Origin of the sequence: Methylotenera sp. (assembly GCF_036401095.1) — a bacterium.
Lineage (GTDB): Bacteria > Pseudomonadota > Gammaproteobacteria > Burkholderiales > Methylophilaceae > Methylotenera.
The window spans coordinates 132,060-150,455 of record NZ_DASWWA010000008.1; the positions used below are offsets into that span (position 1 = coordinate 132,060).

At 44.1% G+C, this 18,396-nt stretch carries 20 protein-coding genes; 9 read left to right on the forward strand and 11 right to left on the reverse strand.

What is annotated here, in order from left to right:
• Window positions 1-169: 169 nt before the first annotated feature.
• Window positions 170-373 (forward strand): cold-shock protein, encoded by a 204-nt coding sequence (locus VGD82_RS07435; protein WP_015831543.1) that lies wholly within the window; start codon window positions 170-172, stop codon window positions 371-373.
• Window positions 374-482: 109 nt separating this feature from the next.
• On the opposite strand, the gene icd is transcribed toward VGD82_RS07435, so the two are convergent.
• Complete coding sequence (icd, locus tag VGD82_RS07440) at window positions 483-1,739, reverse strand: NADP-dependent isocitrate dehydrogenase (protein WP_331019795.1); 1,257 nt, start codon at window positions 1,737-1,739, stop codon at window positions 483-485.
• Between the two features lie 15 nt (window positions 1,740-1,754).
• Here icd and VGD82_RS07445 point away from each other — a divergent pair, with 15 nt between their 5' ends.
• From VGD82_RS07445 to VGD82_RS07465, 5 genes are all read left to right on the forward strand, one after another.
• The gene (locus tag VGD82_RS07445) at window positions 1,755-2,309 is read left to right on the forward strand and encodes a pseudouridine synthase (RefSeq protein WP_331019796.1); all 555 of its coding nucleotides are present in this window, start codon (window positions 1,755-1,757) and stop codon (window positions 2,307-2,309) included.
• On the forward strand, window positions 2,306-3,016 hold the full coding sequence (locus VGD82_RS07450) for a type 1 glutamine amidotransferase (RefSeq protein ID WP_331019797.1): 711 nt from the start codon (window positions 2,306-2,308) through the stop codon (window positions 3,014-3,016). The genes VGD82_RS07445 and VGD82_RS07450 overlap by 4 nt, the downstream gene beginning before the upstream one ends.
• Window positions 3,017-3,066: 50 nt before the next feature.
• The gene (aroC, locus tag VGD82_RS07455) at window positions 3,067-4,155 is read left to right on the forward strand and encodes a chorismate synthase (RefSeq protein ID WP_331019798.1); all 1,089 of its coding nucleotides are present in this window, start codon (window positions 3,067-3,069) and stop codon (window positions 4,153-4,155) included.
• Window positions 4,156-4,235: 80 nt separating this feature from the next.
• Complete coding sequence (locus VGD82_RS07460; protein WP_331019799.1) at window positions 4,236-5,408, forward strand: MFS transporter; 1,173 nt, start codon at window positions 4,236-4,238, stop codon at window positions 5,406-5,408.
• A gap of 35 nt (window positions 5,409-5,443) precedes the next feature.
• Complete coding sequence (locus VGD82_RS07465; protein ID WP_331019800.1) at window positions 5,444-6,073, forward strand: retropepsin-like aspartic protease family protein; 630 nt, start codon at window positions 5,444-5,446, stop codon at window positions 6,071-6,073.
• Between the two features lie 79 nt (window positions 6,074-6,152).
• Here the strand turns inward: VGD82_RS07465 and folE2 are convergent, their stop codons facing one another.
• From folE2 to VGD82_RS07490, 5 genes are read right to left on the reverse strand one after another with little or no spacing between them, the layout of a single operon-like run.
• Window positions 6,153-6,956 carry a GTP cyclohydrolase FolE2 gene (gene folE2, locus VGD82_RS07470; protein ID WP_135276135.1) on the reverse strand — a complete coding sequence of 268 codons (804 nt, stop codon included), beginning with the start codon at window positions 6,954-6,956 and terminating at the stop codon, window positions 6,153-6,155.
• A 42-nt stretch (window positions 6,957-6,998) separates the two neighbouring features.
• Window positions 6,999-8,852, reverse strand: coding sequence for a 1-deoxy-D-xylulose-5-phosphate synthase (gene dxs, locus VGD82_RS07475; RefSeq protein WP_331019801.1), 1,854 nt, complete (start codon window positions 8,850-8,852; stop codon window positions 6,999-7,001).
• A 34-nt stretch (window positions 8,853-8,886) separates the two neighbouring features.
• A complete protein-coding gene (locus VGD82_RS07480; RefSeq protein ID WP_331019802.1) occupies window positions 8,887-9,798 on the reverse strand; it encodes a farnesyl diphosphate synthase in 912 nt (303 codons plus the stop codon).
• Window positions 9,791-10,060, reverse strand: a complete 270-nt coding sequence (locus tag VGD82_RS07485) for an exodeoxyribonuclease VII small subunit (protein ID WP_331019837.1) — start codon at window positions 10,058-10,060, stop codon at window positions 9,791-9,793. The genes VGD82_RS07480 and VGD82_RS07485 overlap by 8 nt, the downstream gene beginning before the upstream one ends.
• A 58-nt stretch (window positions 10,061-10,118) precedes the next feature.
• Entirely contained in the window at window positions 10,119-10,799 is a 681-nt protein-coding gene (locus tag VGD82_RS07490; protein WP_331019803.1) for an alpha/beta hydrolase, read from the reverse strand.
• Window positions 10,800-10,903: 104 nt separating this feature from the next.
• On the opposite strand from VGD82_RS07490, the gene VGD82_RS07495 reads away from it, so the two are divergent.
• Window positions 10,904-11,686, forward strand: a complete 783-nt coding sequence (locus VGD82_RS07495) for a 3',5'-cyclic-nucleotide phosphodiesterase (protein WP_331019804.1) — start codon at window positions 10,904-10,906, stop codon at window positions 11,684-11,686.
• Window positions 11,687-11,793: 107 nt separating this feature from the next.
• Complete coding sequence (locus VGD82_RS07500; RefSeq protein ID WP_331019805.1) at window positions 11,794-12,873, forward strand: cyclic nucleotide-binding domain-containing protein; 1,080 nt, start codon at window positions 11,794-11,796, stop codon at window positions 12,871-12,873.
• A gap of 112 nt (window positions 12,874-12,985) precedes the next feature.
• Here the strand turns inward: VGD82_RS07500 and VGD82_RS07505 are convergent, their stop codons facing one another.
• The 3 genes from VGD82_RS07505 to VGD82_RS07515 form a co-directional block, all read right to left on the reverse strand.
• Window positions 12,986-13,345: a pilin gene (locus tag VGD82_RS07505; RefSeq protein WP_331019806.1), complete on the reverse strand. Its 360-nt coding sequence runs from the start codon at window positions 13,343-13,345 to the stop codon at window positions 12,986-12,988.
• Between the two features lie 445 nt (window positions 13,346-13,790).
• Window positions 13,791-14,327: an SRPBCC family protein gene (locus VGD82_RS07510; protein ID WP_331019807.1), complete on the reverse strand. Its 537-nt coding sequence runs from the start codon at window positions 14,325-14,327 to the stop codon at window positions 13,791-13,793.
• 201 nt (window positions 14,328-14,528) lie between these two features.
• Window positions 14,529-15,518 carry a YncE family protein gene (locus VGD82_RS07515; protein ID WP_331019808.1) on the reverse strand — a complete coding sequence of 330 codons (990 nt, stop codon included), beginning with the start codon at window positions 15,516-15,518 and terminating at the stop codon, window positions 14,529-14,531.
• A gap of 109 nt (window positions 15,519-15,627) precedes the next feature.
• On the opposite strand from VGD82_RS07515, the gene VGD82_RS07520 reads away from it, so the two are divergent.
• Window positions 15,628-16,116, forward strand: coding sequence for an RNA pyrophosphohydrolase (locus VGD82_RS07520; RefSeq protein ID WP_331019809.1), 489 nt, complete (start codon window positions 15,628-15,630; stop codon window positions 16,114-16,116).
• Between the two features lie 168 nt (window positions 16,117-16,284).
• Here VGD82_RS07520 and asd read toward each other — a convergent pair whose 3' ends face one another.
• Together asd and ilvC are read right to left on the reverse strand one after the other, a co-directional pair.
• Entirely contained in the window at window positions 16,285-17,127 is an 843-nt protein-coding gene (gene asd / locus VGD82_RS07525) for an archaetidylserine decarboxylase (RefSeq protein ID WP_331019838.1), read from the reverse strand.
• Between the two features lie 214 nt (window positions 17,128-17,341).
• Entirely contained in the window at window positions 17,342-18,358 is a 1,017-nt protein-coding gene (gene ilvC / locus VGD82_RS07530; protein WP_135276123.1) for a ketol-acid reductoisomerase, read from the reverse strand.
• Window positions 18,359-18,396: the final 38 nt, after the last annotated feature.

Genomic DNA, 18,396 nt, shown 5'->3' on the forward strand with positions numbered 1-18,396 from the left:
GGCATTAAAAAAACTACTTGACATCTTGGAAAAAGCAACTTATAAATATGCTTAGGTGTTTGAATTCGAGTTTTTTGCAGCCAGCTTTGGTTTTTAGTTACTGCGACTTTATGTTCTTGAGGCAAACTTTTTGGGGCGCCCCCCTTTGTATTATGTAAGGATGTATGAAATGGCAACAGGTACCGTAAAATGGTTTAATGATTCTAAAGGTTTTGGTTTTATTACGCCTGATGATGGTGGTGACGATTTATTCGCACACTTCTCAGCAATTGTAGAATCTGGTTATAAAAGCCTAAAAGAAGGTCAACGTGTAAGTTTTGATTTAACTGAAGGCCCAAAAGGTAAACAAGCTTCAAATATTCAGAAAGCTTAAGTTTTATCTAAACTACATTTGGGTTAGCCTACATCTGGTCCCCAATACTCAAAAGGCTCTTTATGCATTGCCGCATAAAGAGCCTTTTTTCTAATCGAACTTGTGATAATTACGGCATATTGGCAATAATTTCGTCACCAAATTCCGCTGTGCCTACTTGAGTCGCGCCTTCCATTTGTGATGAGAAGTCGCTAGTCACACGTTTGCTGATAATTGCATTCGCTACGCCTTTAAGTACTAGGTCGGCAGCTTCTGTCCATCCTAAGTGACGTAGCATCATTTCAGCAGACAGGATCAATGAGCTTGGGTTGGCGATGTTCTTGCCGGCAATTTTAGGTGCGGTGCCGTGTGTTGCTTCAAACATGGCAACCGTGTCACTTAAGTTTGCGCCTGGAGCAATACCAATGCCGCCTACTTGAGCTGCCAGCGCGTCACTAACGTAGTCACCATTTAAGTTAAGGGTGGCGACTACATCGTAATCTTGTGGGTGTAGCAAGATTTCTTGTAAGAATGCATCGGCAATGCAGTCTTTAATGATGATGCCATTTGGCAATTTGCACCATGGCCCACCGTCAATCTCAACCGCGCCAAACTCTTGTTTTGCTACTTCATAGCCCCAGTCTCTGAAACCGCCTTCTGTAAATTTCATGATGTTGCCTTTGTGGGCAATCGTTACTGATTTACGGTTGTTATCAATCGCGTATTGAATCGCCTTGCGCACTAGGCGTTGGCTACCATCAATTGAAACTGGTTTGATGCCAATTGCTGATGATTCAGGGAAGCGTATTTTTTTACGCATACCCATATCGCTCAGGAAGTTGATGACTTTTTCTACTTCATCAGTGCCTGCTGCCCACTCAATACCTGCGTAAATGTCTTCGGTGTTCTCACGGAAGATTACCATGTCGGTTTTTTCAGGGTGTTTTACTGGGCTAGGTACGCCAGTGAAGTATTGTACTGGGCGTAAGCATACATAAAGGTCAAGCTCTTGGCGCAGCGATACGTTTAATGAGCGAATGCCGCCGCCTACTGGTGTGGTTAAAGGACCTTTGATTGAAATCACGTAATCGCGTACCGCTTGCATGGTTTCGCTTGGCAGCCAGGTGTCTTTGCCTTCTTTGTCTTTACCGTAAACCTTTACTGCTTTTTCGCCGGCGAATACTTCCATCCATGAGATTTTTCTTGTGCCGCCATAAGCCTTGTTGACTGCGGTGTCTACAACTTTGATCATAGGTGGGGTAATATCAATGCCTATGCCATCACCTTCAATAAATGGGATAATAGGGTTGTTGGGTACGTTTAGCGTATTGTCTGCATTAACAGAAATTTTTTCGCCTGTACTAGGTTTGATAATTTTCGAAGTCATTCACAATTTCCTAAGATGATAATTTTATTTAATAAACCGTTTAACGTCGTGTGCCAATTTAGCCCGCATGACTCACCGAATCCTGATAACAGGCACGCCACGTTAAAAGACTTTATTCCTATCCCTGATGTATATGCAGCCGGACGTTTAGATACTGATAGTGAAGGTTTGCTTATTTTAACCGATGATGGGGCATTGCAACATCGTTTAAGCCATCCAAAACATAAAGAAATTAAAACTTACTGGGTACAAGTTGAAGGCGCGCCGTCTGACGAAGAGTTGCAGCCGCTGAGAATTGGTGTCGATTTGGGTGATTTTATAACGCAACCAGCGGAGGTTAGTGTCATCAATGAGCCTGCCGATTTGTGGTTAAGAAGCCCGCCGATTCGTGAGCGCAAGGCTATTCCTACCACATGGCTGCAAATCAAAATTTCTGAGGGTAAGAATCGACAAGTGCGGCGTATGACGGCAAAAGTTGGTTTTCCAACCTTGCGTTTGATCCGGTATGCGATTGGGCGCTACACAATAGACGGTATAGTAAATGGAGAGTACAAGGTGTTAACAGCATGAAGCCAGTGATTATTTTTCGCCACTTTAACAGTGAAGGTCCGGGATATTTTTCTGACTTTTTAGACGCGCAAGGGATCCCTTGGATTTTGGTGAAAATTGATGAGGGTGATGCAGTTCCTGCTTCAATAGATGCCTATAGCGGTATTGTGCTGATGGGTGGGCCGATGAGTGTGAATGACGACTTGCCTTGGATCCCGCCTGTGCTGGATTTAATTCGTCAGGCCGTGGATGCTGATGTTCCTGTGTTAGGGCATTGTTTGGGCGCACAGTTAATGAGTAAAGCTTTGGGCGCAGTGGTGACACAAAATGCGATTAAGGAAATTGGTTGGGGCGAGGTGAATATCAGTGTCAATAACGCAGCCCAACATTGGTTTGGTGAGTTAGAGAGCTTTAATGCCTTTCATTGGCATGGTGAAACTTTCAGCTTGCCTGAGGGAGCTGTGCATATTTTGGCAAGCAAATATTGCGAGAATCAAGCATATGCAATAGGCCAAAAACATTTGGCTTTGCAGTGCCATATAGAGATGACCGAGGCGATGGTAAGTGAGTGGTGTGTGGTTGGTGCGGAAGAAGTCGCATCTGCACAGAGCAGCCCGGCGGTGCAGGATGTTGAAACCATGCAGCAAACATTGCCGTTGCATTGTTTTTTTCTCAATAAAGTTGCAAATCAGGTGTATACGCAGTGGATTAAAGGCTTGCTTAATTAACATGTTGCTCGGGTATGTTAAAATCACTTAACTTTAATTGAGGTCGTATCATGTCTGGCAATACACTTGGCAAGCTTTTTACCTTTACATCATTTGGTGAGTCGCACGGTGCTGCGATTGGCGGTATCGTCGATGGCTGCCCACCAGGCTTGGCATTGACTGCTGAAGACTTGCAAATTGATTTAGATCGCCGTAAGCCTGGTACCTCACGCCATGTGACACAACGCCAAGAGGCGGACATGGTGGAGATACTGTCTGGTGTGTTTGAAGGTAAAACTACTGGTGCACCGATTGGTTTGCTGATTCGCAATACCGATCAGCGTAGTCAAGATTACAGCAAGATTATGGATACATTCCGCCCAGGGCATGCTGACTATACCTATACGCAAAAATACGGAGTGCGCGATTATCGCGGAGGTGGTCGCTCAAGTGCACGTGAAACAGCTGCACGCGTGGCTGCGGGTGCGATTGCGAAAAAATGGCTAAAAGAGCGTTTTTGCGTTTCTGTGCGCGGCTATATGAGCCAATTAGGTGAAATTGATATCCCGTTTGAAAGTTGGGATGTAGTAAATGACAATCCGTTTTTCTCACCTAATGTCAGCATCTTGCCAACACTTGAGGATTACCTAGATAAAATTCGTGCAGAACGTGACTCTGTGGGCGCACGTATTACTGTGGTGGCGGAACATGTGCCAGTAGGCCTAGGTGAGCCAATTTTTGACCGATTAGATGCTGAAATTGCTTATGCCATGATGAGCATCAATGCGGTAAAAGGTGTGGAAATCGGCGCAGGTTTTTCTAGCATTGCGCAACGTGGCAGCGTGCATTCTGATGAAATGACACCGCAAGGCTTTGTTACTAACCATGCGGGTGGTATTTTGGGCGGTATATCCACTGGGCAGGAAATAAGAGTGAACGTGGCATTAAAGCCTACATCTAGCATTCCACAAGAGCGACGTTCGATTGATAAAAACGGCAATGCGGTGACGATGCAGACCACTGGTCGCCATGACCCTTGTGTTGGCGTGCGTGCAACCCCGATTGTGGAAGCGATGCTGGCAATGGTGTTGATGGATCACGCTTTGCGTAATCGCGCTCAAAATGCAGACGTTCAATGCACAACACCTAAAATTATATAAACTAGGTTAAAACCACTCACAATTCAATTTTAAGTAAAAAGTCGGCATCTGCCGACTTTTTTTATCGGTATGATATGTATATGCATACAGACTTACATTATCGGCTCTCTCGGTTTTATTTTATCTACTACTTCTTTGTGGGTGCGTTTGTGCCTTATTGGGGCTTGTATTTAAAGTCTGAGCAATTTTCTGCGGCAGATATCGGGGTGCTGATGTCGTTATTCCAGATTAGCCGCATCTTTGCGCCCAACTTCTGGGGCTGGTTAGCTGATCATACCGGGAAGCGCGCACCCTGGATCAGGCTCACCGCTTTTTTAGGTTTGTGCGGGTTTATTGCGGTATTTTGGGCACATGGTTTTTTCTGGATGTTTTTTGTGATGGCTGCACTAAGTTTGTTCACCAGCTCCACCTTGCCCTTGGCTGAGTCGCTTACTTTGGCGCATCTTGCCACAACTAATGGGCACTATAGCCGTATCCGGATGTGGGGTTCATCTGGTTTTATTGTGGCTGCGGTGGTGCTGGGTTTTTTGATAGATTGGGCTGGTATTGCAAGTTTGCTGTGGTTTTTACTTGCGGTACAAATTACATTGTTTGTGCTGACTTACTCATTGCCTGAGCCTAAACTCGCGGCACATCCTCATGACCATTTTTCAATCTGGCAGGTGGTACGGCAACCTAATGTCATTGCTTTGCTGGTTGGTTGCTCATTAATGGTGACGGCACATGGGGTGCTTTATAACTTTTACTCCATCTATTTGAGTGAGCATGGTTATAGTAAAGGCATGATAGGCTTGTTGTGGGCAGTAGGCGTCATCTGTGAGATTGTTATTTTCATGTTGATGCCTAAAATTTTGGCTAGGTATACGTTAAAAACCATCTTGCTGGTGAGCTTAGTGTTAGCAGTGATTCGCTTTAGTTTGATTGGTGTTGCTGTTGATCATGTATGGGTATTGATTTTTGCCCAAACTTTGCACGCGGCCACGTTTGGTAGTTTTCATGCGGCATCAGTTGAGGTCATTACCCAGTTCTTTAATGGTAGGCACCAAGCAAAAGGGCAGGCTATATATAACAGCGTGGCATATGGTGTGGGTGGGACGATTGGCGGGATAGCCGGCGGCTATGCGCTACAGTATCTAGGCGGCCAGCACACGTTTATGTTGGCGGCAGTTTTTCCGCTATTTGGTTTTGCGGTTGTAGCGCTCGGCTTACACCTAAGTAAGCAATCTGTCACTCAACATGGGATGTTCAAATAATGGTACGAGTAAAGTTACGTCGAAGCTTGCTGATTATGTTGTCAATTTCAGTATCACTGCTAGCACACTCTGCGAGTGCAAATACGCGCGTGAATATTGTAGGGTTGTTTAGCAGCAAAGCGGTGATGATGATTAATGGCGGCAAGCCGCAAACCTTGAGCGTAGGGCAGACGGTGGATGGCGTTAAGCTGATTGCTGCAGATAGCAGTTCAGCCACGCTATTGATTGAAGGCAAAACAACGCGGTTGGGCATGGGGCAGGCGGCTTCCGTCGGCGAGGTCTCAGCAAACAGTAATGCCAGTGTTACGCTGTATGCAAGTTCGGGTGGACATTTTGTTTCTGAGTGTAAGATTAATGGTGCAGCTTTGAAATTTTTAATTGATACCGGAGCGACTACCGTTGCCCTAAATAGCGGGGATGCTAAGTTTGCTAAGATTGATTATAAAAAAGGCGAGCCTGTGCTAGTGTCAACAGCAAATGGCGTGGTCACTGCATATCGTGTCACTATTGCCAATTTGAAAATTGGCAATATTACGCTAAGTCAGGTTGAGGGCAGCGTGTTGGAGGGAGGCTTTCCTTCGGTGGTGCTAATGGGGATGAGCGCTTTGAGCCGTATGGAGGTGAAGCACCAAGGCAGTACCATGACACTGACGAAGAAATATTAAGCGTTTGTTAGTATGCGCTAAGCATTTTAATGCTGAGTATACAAAAAAAGCCACTTAATAAAGTGGCTTTTTTTGTAGGTTATACGCGCTTGTCTTTTTCGATTAAGGCGTATGCTGAATGGTTATGTATAGATTCAAAGTTCTCTGATTCTACTGTGTAAGCCACGATACGCTTTTCTGCGTTGAGCTGTGCAGCAACATCACGCACCATATCTTCAACAAATTTTGGATTGTCGTAAGCACGCTCAGTAACGAACTTCTCATCTGGGCGTTTGAGTAGACCGTATAGCTCACATGATGCTTGTTTTTCAACCAAATTGATAATGTCTTCTATCCAGATGAAGTCGTTAATCAAAGCGGTAACCGTTACGTGTGAACGCTGATTGTGCGCACCGTAGTTAGAGATTTTCTTACTGCATGGGCAGAGGCTGGTTACTGGTACTAATACTTTTACTGTGATTTCAAAATTATCTTGATGGATTTCACCAATAAACGTGACTTCGTAATCTAGTAAGCTTTTTACACCAGAAATAGGTGCGGCTTTGTTCACGAAGTATGGGAACGTCATTTCTATGTGACCAGATTCCGCTTCAAGACGTTTTACCATTTCACGTAAAATGGTTTCAAAAGACTCTACAGAAATAGCATGCTCATTCATGTTGAGAATTTCAACAAAACGAGACATGTGAGTACCCTTAAATTGCTGAGGTAGGTGCACGTACATGTTAAACATGGCAACGGTGTGCTGCTCACCGCCAGTTTTGTCTTTGACGACTACTGGGTGGCGAATGGCCTTAATGCCAACTTTATCAATGGCTAGGTGACGTGTGTCAACAGTGTTTTGTACATCTTCAATCGGGTTTTTGTGCGTAGTCTGATCCATGTATATTTTCTTAAATTTTACAAATATTAGTTGAGTATAACACTAGGTTATTAGCTTCGCAATTGCTGAGGCTATTCCTTTAGCATCTAGACCGCATTCGGCCAGCATAGTTTCATGCACGCCGTGTTCAATAAATTGGTCTGGTAAACCTAGGCTTAGTGTTTTAATTGAGTGTGGCAAGTTTGATTGTATGGCTTGTAATGACTCCATCACGGCAGAGCCGGCGCCACCCATTACGCAGTTTTCTTCTATGGTAATAATTGCCGTATGTGTGTTTGCAAGCTGTGCGATAAGTGCGTGATCTATAGGCTTAACAAAACGCATATTAGCCACTGTGGCATTGATTCTTTCGGCGGCTTCTAATGCGGGCGCTAACATGGAGCCAAACGCCAAAATTGCTATTTTTTCGCCTTGGCGTTCAATGCTGCCTTTGCCAATTTCAATCGGCTCAAGTTTTGTGCTGACTAATGCGCCTGTGCCACTGCCTCTAGGATAGCGTACAGCGGCTACGCCGTCGTACAGAAAACCCGTGGTTAGCATTTGGCGACACTCATTTTCATCGCTAGGGGTCATGATGACGATATTTGGAATGCAGCGCATGAAAGTTAAATCAAAGCTGCCGGCATGTGTCGGACCGTCTGCACCCACTAAGCCTGCGCGATCTATTGCTAATAGGACAGGTAGGTTTTGCAATGCAATGTCATGAATCAGTTGGTCGTAAGCACGCTGTAAAAAAGTGCTATAAATTGCAACGACCGGCTTTAATCCATCACAAGCCATGCCAGCCGCAAATGTGAGCGCGTGTTGCTCTGCAATACCTACATCATAATAGCGCTCTGGATATTTACTGGCAAACGCGTTCAAGCCAGAGCCGTCGCACATGGCTGGGGTAATGCCGATAAGTCTGTGGTCAGACTCAGCCATATCAACGAGCCAGTCCCCAAAAACCTCGGTATATGACTTAGCGGCTTTGGCACTGATCGCATTGCCGTTAAATGGGTCGAATTTACCAACGCCATGAAACTTATTCGGATTTGCTTCCGCGGGTTCAAAGCCTTTACCCTTTTGCGTTACGATATGTAAGAACTGTGGCCCACTTAGCTGTTTAATGTTGTGCAGCGTATCAATCAAAGCATCTAAATCATGACCATCAATCGGTCCGATATAGTTGAAGCCAAACTCTTCAAACAGTGTGCCTGGGGTGACCATGCCTTTGACATGTTCTTCAGCGCGTTTGGCAAACTCCATCATCGGCGGTAATGCGGATAACACTTTTTTACCGGACTTTCTGACGGTGCCATAGAAGCGGCTGGAGAGTAGCTTAGCTAAATAATTGTTCAGTGCACCGACATTGTTAGAAATGCTCATGTCGTTGTCGTTTAGTACGACCAGCAAGTTCGCATCCATATTGCCTGCATTATTTAGTGCTTCAAATGCCATGCCAGCAGTCATGGCGCCGTCGCCGATAATTGCGACTGAGCGGCGCTCGCTACCAGCCTGCTGGGCAGCAACTGCCATGCCCAATGCGGCAGAAATTGAAGTACTGGAGTGCCCAGTGCCGAAAGTGTCGTACTCACTTTCATTGCGTCTAGGAAAGCCTGCAATCCCTTGTGGCTTACGCAGATTTTGCATGGCTTCACGGCGACCGGTTAGTATTTTGTGCGGGTAAGTTTGGTGTCCAACATCCCATACTAACTTATCGTCTGGAGTGTTGAATACATAGTGTAATGCAATAGTTAACTCAACTACGCCAAGATTAGAGGCTAAATGGCCACCGGTTTTGGCTACACTATCTACCAAAAATAAACGTAGCTCTTGAGCAAGTTGGGCTAATTCCCTACGTTCAAGTAACCGTAGTTGTTCTGGATAGTTAATGGTGTTTAATAATGGAGTCACGAGTGGTATTTATTACTTTAAGTGGCGGTTGAGGTTAAAAACTGCGATGTAAAATAAAGCCTGCCAACTCGCGCAGGCGTTTTGCATCTTCGCCAAAAGGTATTAAGGCGCTGATAGCGGTTTCATAAAGTTGGTCCGCTAATTTCTTGGCGTGATCTAAACCTAAAATAGTCACATACGTGGGTTTGCTACTATCGGCATCTTTACCCGCGGTTTTTCCTAATGTGCTGGTGTCTGCCTCTACATCGAGAATGTCATCAACAACTTGAAACGCCAGGCCAATATGCTCTGCATATGTGATGACGGCAGACATTTGTTCAGTTGTACCGCTTGATGCACCCAGTAGTGCTGCAGCCTGAATCAGCGCCCCAGTTTTTAGCTTGTGCATAGTTTCTAGCTCATTTTGGGTGAGTGATTTGCCAATTGACGCTAGATCAATCGCCTGCCCACCGGCCATCCCTAATGAGCCGGATGCTTTTGCCAGAATGTTCAGCATAGATATTTGTTGATTAGCATTTTCGCAAAGCGTTGGCGTGGATAGTACATCAAACGCCAAGCTTTGCAGTGCATCGCCTACCAGTAATGCGGTCGCATCATCGTACTGTTTATGGCAGCTCGGTTTACCACGGCGTAAGTCATCATTATCCATGCAAGGCATATCATCGTGTACTAACGAGTACGCATGAATCATTTCCACAGCACAGGCTGCAGCATCAGCAATCGTGGTGTTCGTCGCGCACAATTCTGCTGCTGCGTAGCAAAGCAGAGCTCTTACGCGCTTGCCGCCGCCCAGTAAGCTATAGCGCATAGCACTATGCAGTATTTCTGGCGTGGTTGTCTGGCTTGGCAGTACTTCATTCAGCACGATTTCAATATGGTCTTGCTTGTCTTTTGCCCATATTAAAAAATCAGTTGTAACGCTATCAGTCATGCGGATGTTAGTCATTGGTGTTGAATGAAGTAAGCTGTTGGCGCTCATTAAGAACTTTGACTTGCTGTTCAACATCGGCCAGTGATTGCTGGCAGAGCGCGAGTAATAAGTTACCGCGTTTGTAAGCCTTCAGCGACGCCTCTAGCTGCATTTGCCCTGACTCCATTTGCGCTACGATGCCTTCTAGCTCGGCAAATGCCTGTTCGAAGCTGAGTGTTGGCTCTAGTGTGTCTTTGTCACCAGCTTTAGTGCTGGTCTTTGCTTTAGATGCAGGCATCGTGTCCCAAGGGCTAAGTTTAATCAATACGCTATTCTATCAAATCTTAAGGTAAATCTCAGGACAAAACTTGTGCTAGGAAGCTTTCAATATCGATAATTTCTTGTTCACACAGCGAGTGTGCCATGTTGTATTGATGCCAACTGACGGAATATTGACAGCTTTGTAATAAATTGCGCGATTTTTCAGCCATGCTCAGCGGGATAATGTCATCAAATGTGCCGTGTGCCATGAAAATTGGCATCTTCATATTGGCTAAATGTGCTTCTTTGCTTAGCAAAGAGTGGAGTGGCACATAGGTAGAAAGTGCCAGTACTCCAGCTAGTCTCTGCGGGTAACGCAATGCGGTATGTAAGGCGATTGCTCCACCTTGAGAAAAACCTGCAAGAAAAATCCTGTTAGAATTGACATCCCTATTAATCTCATTATTAATCAACGAGTTGATGTATTCCTCACTAGTTTTTATACCTGATTCATCTTCCTGCACAACAGGAATGTTGCCATAAATATCATACCAAGCAGGCATGATATAGCCATTATTTCTGGTTACAGCCATATCTGGTGCGTGTGGTAGTATAAATCGCACATGATTAAATGCTGGGTTCCCTAAAAGGCGCTGTGCAATCGGTTCGAAATCATAGCCATCGGCCCCAAGACCATGTAGCCAGATAATACTGGCATTGATTTTGCTGGGGTTTGATGTGTGTAGGCTTAGTTCTAGCGGTTGTTGATAAGTCATAATCGTTGTAGCAATGTTCTGATGATCGTAACATTGTACTCAAAACTACCTGTACATGACCGTATATAAATTAAACAGAGTGTATTAATTAAGGTAATGTCTAAATGGCGCAACTTAAAGTACTTGGTTGTAGTGGTGGTATCGGTGGCGATTATCGCACCACATCGCTATTGCTGGATCAAGACATCTTGATTGATGCCGGCTCTGGTGTTGGCGATTTATCTATGGATGAATTACTCAAGATTAGCCACATATTTGTAACCCATTCACATCTGGATCACATTGCCTTTATTCCACTATTATTAGACACCGTGATGGGAATTCGTGGCGAACCCATTACCTTATACGCTACACAAGAAACGCTGGCGATTTTAAAGGCACATATTTTTAACTGGGAAATATGGCCGGACTTTAATCAGATTCCGAATAACGACAAGCCTTTTTTGCGATACCAGGAAATCAAGCTTGGGCAACCTGTGGTGTTAGGGGAGCGTACTATGACTGCGCTACCTGTGCATCATGTAGTGCCCGCTGTCGGGTATCACATTAAAGGTGCAAAGCACAGTTTGGTTTATACTGGCGATACAACCATCTGTGATGCACTATGGCATGAGGTGAATAACATCAATCACCTTAAATACTTAATCGTAGAAACGGCCTTTAGTAATAGTGAGCTGGGATTGGCAATCTTGTCCAAGCACCTGTGCCCATCTATGCTTTTGCATGAGTTGGAAAAGTTGAACCCAGTGCATCTCACAAGCGGGCTTGAAATATATATTACGCATTTGAAGCCGGGTGAGGATGCGCATATTATGCGTGAAATTACTAAAGGTAATCCTGGATTGTCGATTGCAGCACTAAATCGACATCAGGTTTTTGAGTTGTAGTTTGCTTAAATAACACTCGCATCGCTATAAGATTAAGCATCAACGATACCCATCAGTGGGGCAATATTATGTTACACAACCCTAATTACTTAGATACTTACGTTCACATGACTACTGCTGTACTTGCGTTATTAAACACTTTTGAACCCCTTGCTAAGCTCTCCGCTGGCCGTAAGCGTGAGCTTGCAGGCTTATGCTTTGTGGAGAAGGTAAGTCAAGGGATTAACCCATTACGCATGAATATCTCCAATGCAAAACAGGCAGTTTATCTAATTAAAGGTGAGCTGGAGCTAAGGTTCCTTAATGATGAGAAGTTGATACTGCGAGGGGATGATACTGCAGCAAGGCATCCAATTCCTTGTGATCATAACTTGGTTGATAGCATTGCGCGTACTGATATAGAGATTTTGCGTATAGATAATGACCTGTTAGATATCATGATGACATGGGATCAGCTATCTACCGGAGATGATGTACTCAAAAGTGTGCACAACACCGATGATGGGAAATCTAGCAGAACGCCTGTTGAGTGGATGCGTGATACAAGTGTGTTTAGTCTGGCTAAATTGCAATCAGGCGTTTTTAGTAAAGTGCCGGTTGCTAATATTGAGGCCATGTTTCAACGCATGGAGCGCATCAATGCGGTTGCTGGGCAAGTGATTATTCAGCAAGGCGCAGTTGGCGATTACTATTATCTAGTGGAAAGCGGCTCTTTGTTGGTCAGTCGAGCTGACGGCGTTAATGCAACGCCTATTTTAGTTGCTGAGTTAAATGAAGGGGATGCGTTTGGAGAAGAGGCGCTAGTTTCAGACAATAAGCGCAATGCGACAGTAACAATGAAAACTGATGGGCAGTTATTACGTTTGAATAAGCGTGATTTTGTTGAGTTGCTTAAAGAGCCTATGCTCACACAAGTTAGCCGCGAGGCTGCTGAATCCATGGTTGCAGAAGGTGCAGTTTGGGTAGATGCACGACTACCTTCTGAATATCAGTATGAGCATATTGAAGGGGCTATTAATTTATCTTTAAATGAAATTCGACAAAAAATTTCAGACTTAGATCGCAGCCTTACTTATGTAGTGTATTGTCAAACAGGTCGTCGTAGCTCGGCAGCCGCTTTTATATTGGCGCAGCAGGGGTTTTATGTAGTGGTGTTAAGTGGGGGAGCTAGGGGCGCAGGCATCTAGGAATATAGTCTTGAGTCTTGTCTGATTATATTGATGTATATATTAAAAAGCCCATCAATACTAGATGGGCTTTTTAATTTGAATAATTAGTATTTAACTAATGATTCGGTAATTAAGGCATTGTGCAGCTACCTGAGTCGTATGAACAGGTGATTGTTTTGGTACCAGGGGCTGCGGCGGTCATTGTGAAGTTGCCTGTTAACGCAGCAGCAGCAGCATCATCTGCTGGAGTCGCTGGGAAAGCTGTTGAACATGCTTTATTGGTAAGTGTAGGGTACACAGATACGTCACCGCTTTGTTTTGATGTGGTAATCGCACGTGCACCACCTGATGCTTCATCTAAACAGGCGTTATTTGCAGCTTTAATTGTGTAGTTTTTGTATTGTGGCAATGCTACAGCAGCTAAAATACCAATAATTGCAACTACAATCATCAACTCAATTAAGGTAAAACCTTTTTGTACTTGTTTCATTTTAGTTTCCTTTAGTAAAAATATTTAAGTGTTTTCACACTATTGTTAAGAGTACTGCTTGAGTTCTAATAAGCAACTGCTGTGCCAGTTATTTGAGGTTGTTATATCTATTTGCGGTATACAAATATTTTTAAGCTGGAGTGTGAGTCATTAGTATCAATTTTTTATCGAATTGAAATTGTAACAATATGTATTTAAAAGGTTTTAATGATTTTCTTTACCTCTTGACAGGCCGCTTAATAAGCAGGTTTTTATTATATTAGTTTAAAGAAATATCTTAATAGAGGTTTTAACTGGCAATAAAAAAGCGGAATATAAATTCCGCTTTTTTATTAAACTGACAATTTTTTGTATTTATACCGCTCAAACTGTCAAAAAAGGTCACGTAGCCATTGCATCAGTGACCATTTTGTCGATGCTCCATTTTGAGAGCCTTCGCGGTTAGTTACTTTGACGATTCAGCTGCCTTTTTTAGACCAGCTAAACCTGCATCGTAAATGCCGTTGATTGCATTTAATGCAGTTTCATCATCTTGACCAGCTGGGATAGGTGGGTTTAGTTTGTATAAACGGTAGAAACGACCAACCCATTGCACTGTAGACTCGCCTGGGTTTGCACCTTTTTTAACCACGATGTATGCATTGTAGTCAGTTAATGGTAAGCCGCTTGATACGATTTCATAACGGATTTTCATGTCAGCTTCATCAGCGCTGCGTAGTTTCTCAAGGATAGTGCCGCCGTCTTTCAGGGTTAGCGTTCTAAAAGTGTCTTCGCCTTTTTTCTCTAATTTAGTATTAGTCACCGCTGGGTGCCACTTTTGCATATTGCCAAAATCTTTTACTAATGCCCAAACTTTTGCAGGCTCGGCTTTGATAGTCACAGACTTATCAACCTTAAGTGGTGATGGGCCGTGTGCAGATGCTGACATAGAAACTAAGCTTGTAGTTAAGCCAAGTGCGATTAACGCTAGGATTTTTTTCATTCACTTTTCTCCAAAGATCTCACTAATGAGAGGGTCTGTTCAAAACAACAATACATTATAAATTAGAATCTGAATTTATGAGAGCCTGAATCTGCAATTGTAAAGTGGTTCGTGCTGTATTCAACGCTGTGAATCTGGCTTGGTTGACAGGTGGATGTGATTACCTTGGTTGGTGATTGCCTGAAATATTGCTAGCTGTTGCTATGGCGTTAAAATAAATTGGCCAAACGCGCGGCTCTTTTCGCCGGTGTTGATAGTTGTTAATAGTTGATTGATGTTGGTGTCAATCACACTTACGTTATTGCTACCCCAGTTGGCGACATAGGCGCGATGGTTAGCATGGTCAATGCTGATACCTTCTGGTGTGCTGCCTACATTAATGGTGGTGATCACTTTTTTGCTGGCAATATCCAATACAGTGACGCTATCGTCTTGCGTGTTGGTAACGTAGAGTGTTTTTTCATCTGCGCTAAATGCTGCACAGTAGGGGTGGTAGCCTACTTTCATGCTTTCTATGTGATTGGTCTCTGTATTAATAATGCTCACGGTGTCATCTTGCACGTTAACGCTAGCGAGCAACTTGCCAGAGGCGCTTAATGCAATACCGAACGGGTGTTTTCCCACTTTGATTCTGCGGTTTAGTATCAGAGTCTCAGTATTAATCACCGCAATATCATTACTGTCTCTATTAGTGATATACAGTGTTTTATTGTTAGGGCTTACTGACAAACCGGCTGGTGCTTCACCTATGCTTAACTCGCGCACGGTTTTGGTGTCGGTTGTACTAATTGCTAATACACGATTGTTGAACCAGTCTGCGGCGTAAAGTGTTTTCTCGTCAGGTGAGATTGCTAACCCAACCGGCGAGCCGTTGACTTTGAGTGTGTCAATCAGGGTATTGTTTGCGGTGTTAATGACTGAAATGTCTTGGCTTTCAACATTGGAAATATAGACGCGCTTTAATTGCGTCGCTATTGCAACGCCAACCGGTGCTTTGCCCACATGGATCGTATTGGTGACTTGATTGCTCTGCGTATTGATTACAGAAACCGTATTGGCGCCTTGATTGGTAATGTAGGCGTAATGTTTGTTGGCACTTACATTTGCTGAGCAAGATAGCATGCTGATAATAAAGCTGCTAAGTGTGATTAATATGCTGATTCTGGTGAAATTGTGTTTTTTTGTTTTCATTGCTTTTAATATTAATTGGCTATGAGGCAAATGGTTGCTTTCAATAATGCTGGAAATATGAAAAAATTGCATCATATTTTATAACAGTATTATTTAGGCAGTTTATGCTATGTTAGATCGTGACGGGTTTCGCCCGAATGTCGGCATTATTTTATGCAATGCCAACAATCAGGTATTTTGGGGTAAGCGTATCCGTGAGCATGCTTGGCAGTTCCCGCAAGGGGGCATCAACTTTGGCGAGAGTCCAGAGCAGGCGATGTATCGCGAGCTGATGGAGGAAGTGGGCTTAAAACCTGAGCATGTTAAGATTTTAGGCCGCACTAAAGATTGGCTGCGCTATGAAGTCCCAACCAGCTGGGTTAAGCGTGAGTGGCGTGGTAGCTACCGTGGACAAAAGCAAATTTGGTATTTGTTGCGATTAATGGGGCGCGACAGTGATGTTTCGTTGAGAGCTACCAGTCACCCTGAGTTTGATGCTTGGCGCTGGAATGATTACTGGGTACCCCTTGAGGACGTGATTGAGTTCAAGCGCGCGGTGTATGAGGCTGCATTAAACGAACTCGCGCCTAATTTGTATCACAAGGGCGCACATAAGTAGTAGATGTTGCGCGTATGACGTGTGCTGAGCAATAAGTCTCATTTTTATTGTTTAGTATTGCATTAGTGCAATGAGCTGCACAAATGCAATATTGGCCATTTTACAATTAAAAGTAGCCTCCGACGAGGCTTTCTTTTTTATTGCGCATATAGGTGGTACGTCCGCGCCTTAATTTCCCATGTGTTCGCCGAGCTTGATTGCTTGTGCGGGCTTCCATGCTGAGTTGAATGTTAGGCTATCTTTTTGGAATAGCATTACTACGGTAGAGCCTAGTAAGAATCTGCCCATTTCCTCACCTTGTTTGAGGCTGATATTTTTATCGGTATAAGACCAGCTTTTAATTGCACCTAAACGTGGTGGGTTAATGATGCCGTCCTGTGCATCATGCCAAACCGTTGCCATGCTGCCAACAATCGTTGCGCCAACTAGCACCATGATAAAGCTCCCATGTAGGTCGGATGTGAATTCACAGACCACGCGTTCATTGCGTGCAAATAAGCCGGGTACGCCTTGTGCTGTCACTGGGTTAACTGAAAATAGATCACCAGGAACATAAGTCATTTTTTGCAGGCGGCCATCGCATGGCATGTGGATGCGGTGGTAGTCTTTAGGGCTAAGGTACAGGCAAGCAAACAAACCATTTTCGTATCGTTTGGCAGTCTCTGCGTCGCCACCCAGCAGTGCATTGGTGGTGTAGTGGTGACCTTTAGCCTGAAAAATCTGGTCTTGTTCAATGTGACCAAATTGGCTAATTGCACCATCAACTGGACAGATAAACTTTGCATCAGCAAGCGGCCTGGCGTTGGGTGCTAACGGGCGCGTGAAAAACGCATTAAAGGTTTGGTATGAGGTGACGTCTGGGTTAGCTGCCTCGCTCATGTTGACGTTGTAGCGCTTAATAAACCAGCGAATCACGGCAGTCGTGGTCTTGCCGCCTTTTAGGTGGGCTAGCTTTCCGGCAAGCGCAGTAATGGCTTGCTTAGGTAATAGGTATTGTGTGAGTACTGTCATGTTGGTTTGCACGATAATTCCAATGGTCGTTATTTTTATTTTGAACTCAGTAATATTATGCACAACTTTGAGGTGTGTGTAAGAAAGCGATAATAAGTCTGTGCATCTCTAATAAAAAAGGGCAAATCGTTAAACGTTTTGCCCTTTTGACTTAATCTAATTTAAGTAAATGTAAATTAGACTTAGTTTTTAGATTGAACCGTCAATTTTTTGATCAATTTTTTGATTGATCAACTAATTTGTTTTTAGCAATCCAAGGCATCATTGCGCGCAATTGGCCGCCAACTTGCTCGATAGGGTGAGCAGCGTTCAAGCGACGACGTGCAGTCATTTCTGGGTAGTTAGTGCGGCCTTCCAAGATGAAGCGTTTTGCGTATTCACCGTTTTGGATATTAGCTAAACATTCTTGCATCGCGTAACGTGATTCATCGTTAATCACTTTAGGACCAGTTACGTATTCGCCGTACTCAGCGTTGTTTGAGATTGAGTAGTTCATGTTAGCGATGCCGCCTTCATACATCAAATCTACAATCAATTTCAACTCGTGCAAGCACTCGAAGTACGCCATTTCAGGCGCGTAACCAGCTTCAACCAATGTTTCAAAGCCAGCTTTAACCAATTCAACTGCGCCACCACATAGAACAGCTTGTTCGCCGAACAAGTCAGTTTCTGTTTCTTCACGGAAATCAGTTTCAATCACGCCACCTTTAGTGCCGCCGTTTGCAGCTGCGTATGAAAGTGCGATGTCTTTTGCTTTACCTGATTTGTCTTGGTACACAGCGATCAATGAAGGTACGCCGCCGCCTTTTAGGTACTCAGAACGCACAGTGTGGCCTGGGCCTTTTGGGGCGATCATGATTACGTCCAAATCAGCACGTGGTGTGATTTGGTTGTAGTGAATGTTGAAGCCGTGTGCGAAAGCAAGTGCAGCACCTTGTTTTAGGTTTGCAGCAACTTCTGCGTGGAAAATTTCTGGCATTGTTTCGTCAGGCAACAAAAGCATTACAACGTCAGCTTGTTTAGTTGCTTCTGCGATTTCTAATACGTTGTGACCAGCTGCCACAGCTTTAGCCCATGAGCTACCGCCTTTACGTAAACCGATAGTCACATCAGCGCCGCTGTCTTTAAGGTTAGCTGCGTGTGCGTGGCCTTGTGAACCGTAACCAACGATAGTTACTTTTTTACCTTTGATCAGGCCAAGGTCAGCGTCTTTGTCGTAATAAACTTTCATTTCTTTTCCTCTAAAAATATTGGCTACAGAGAACGCTA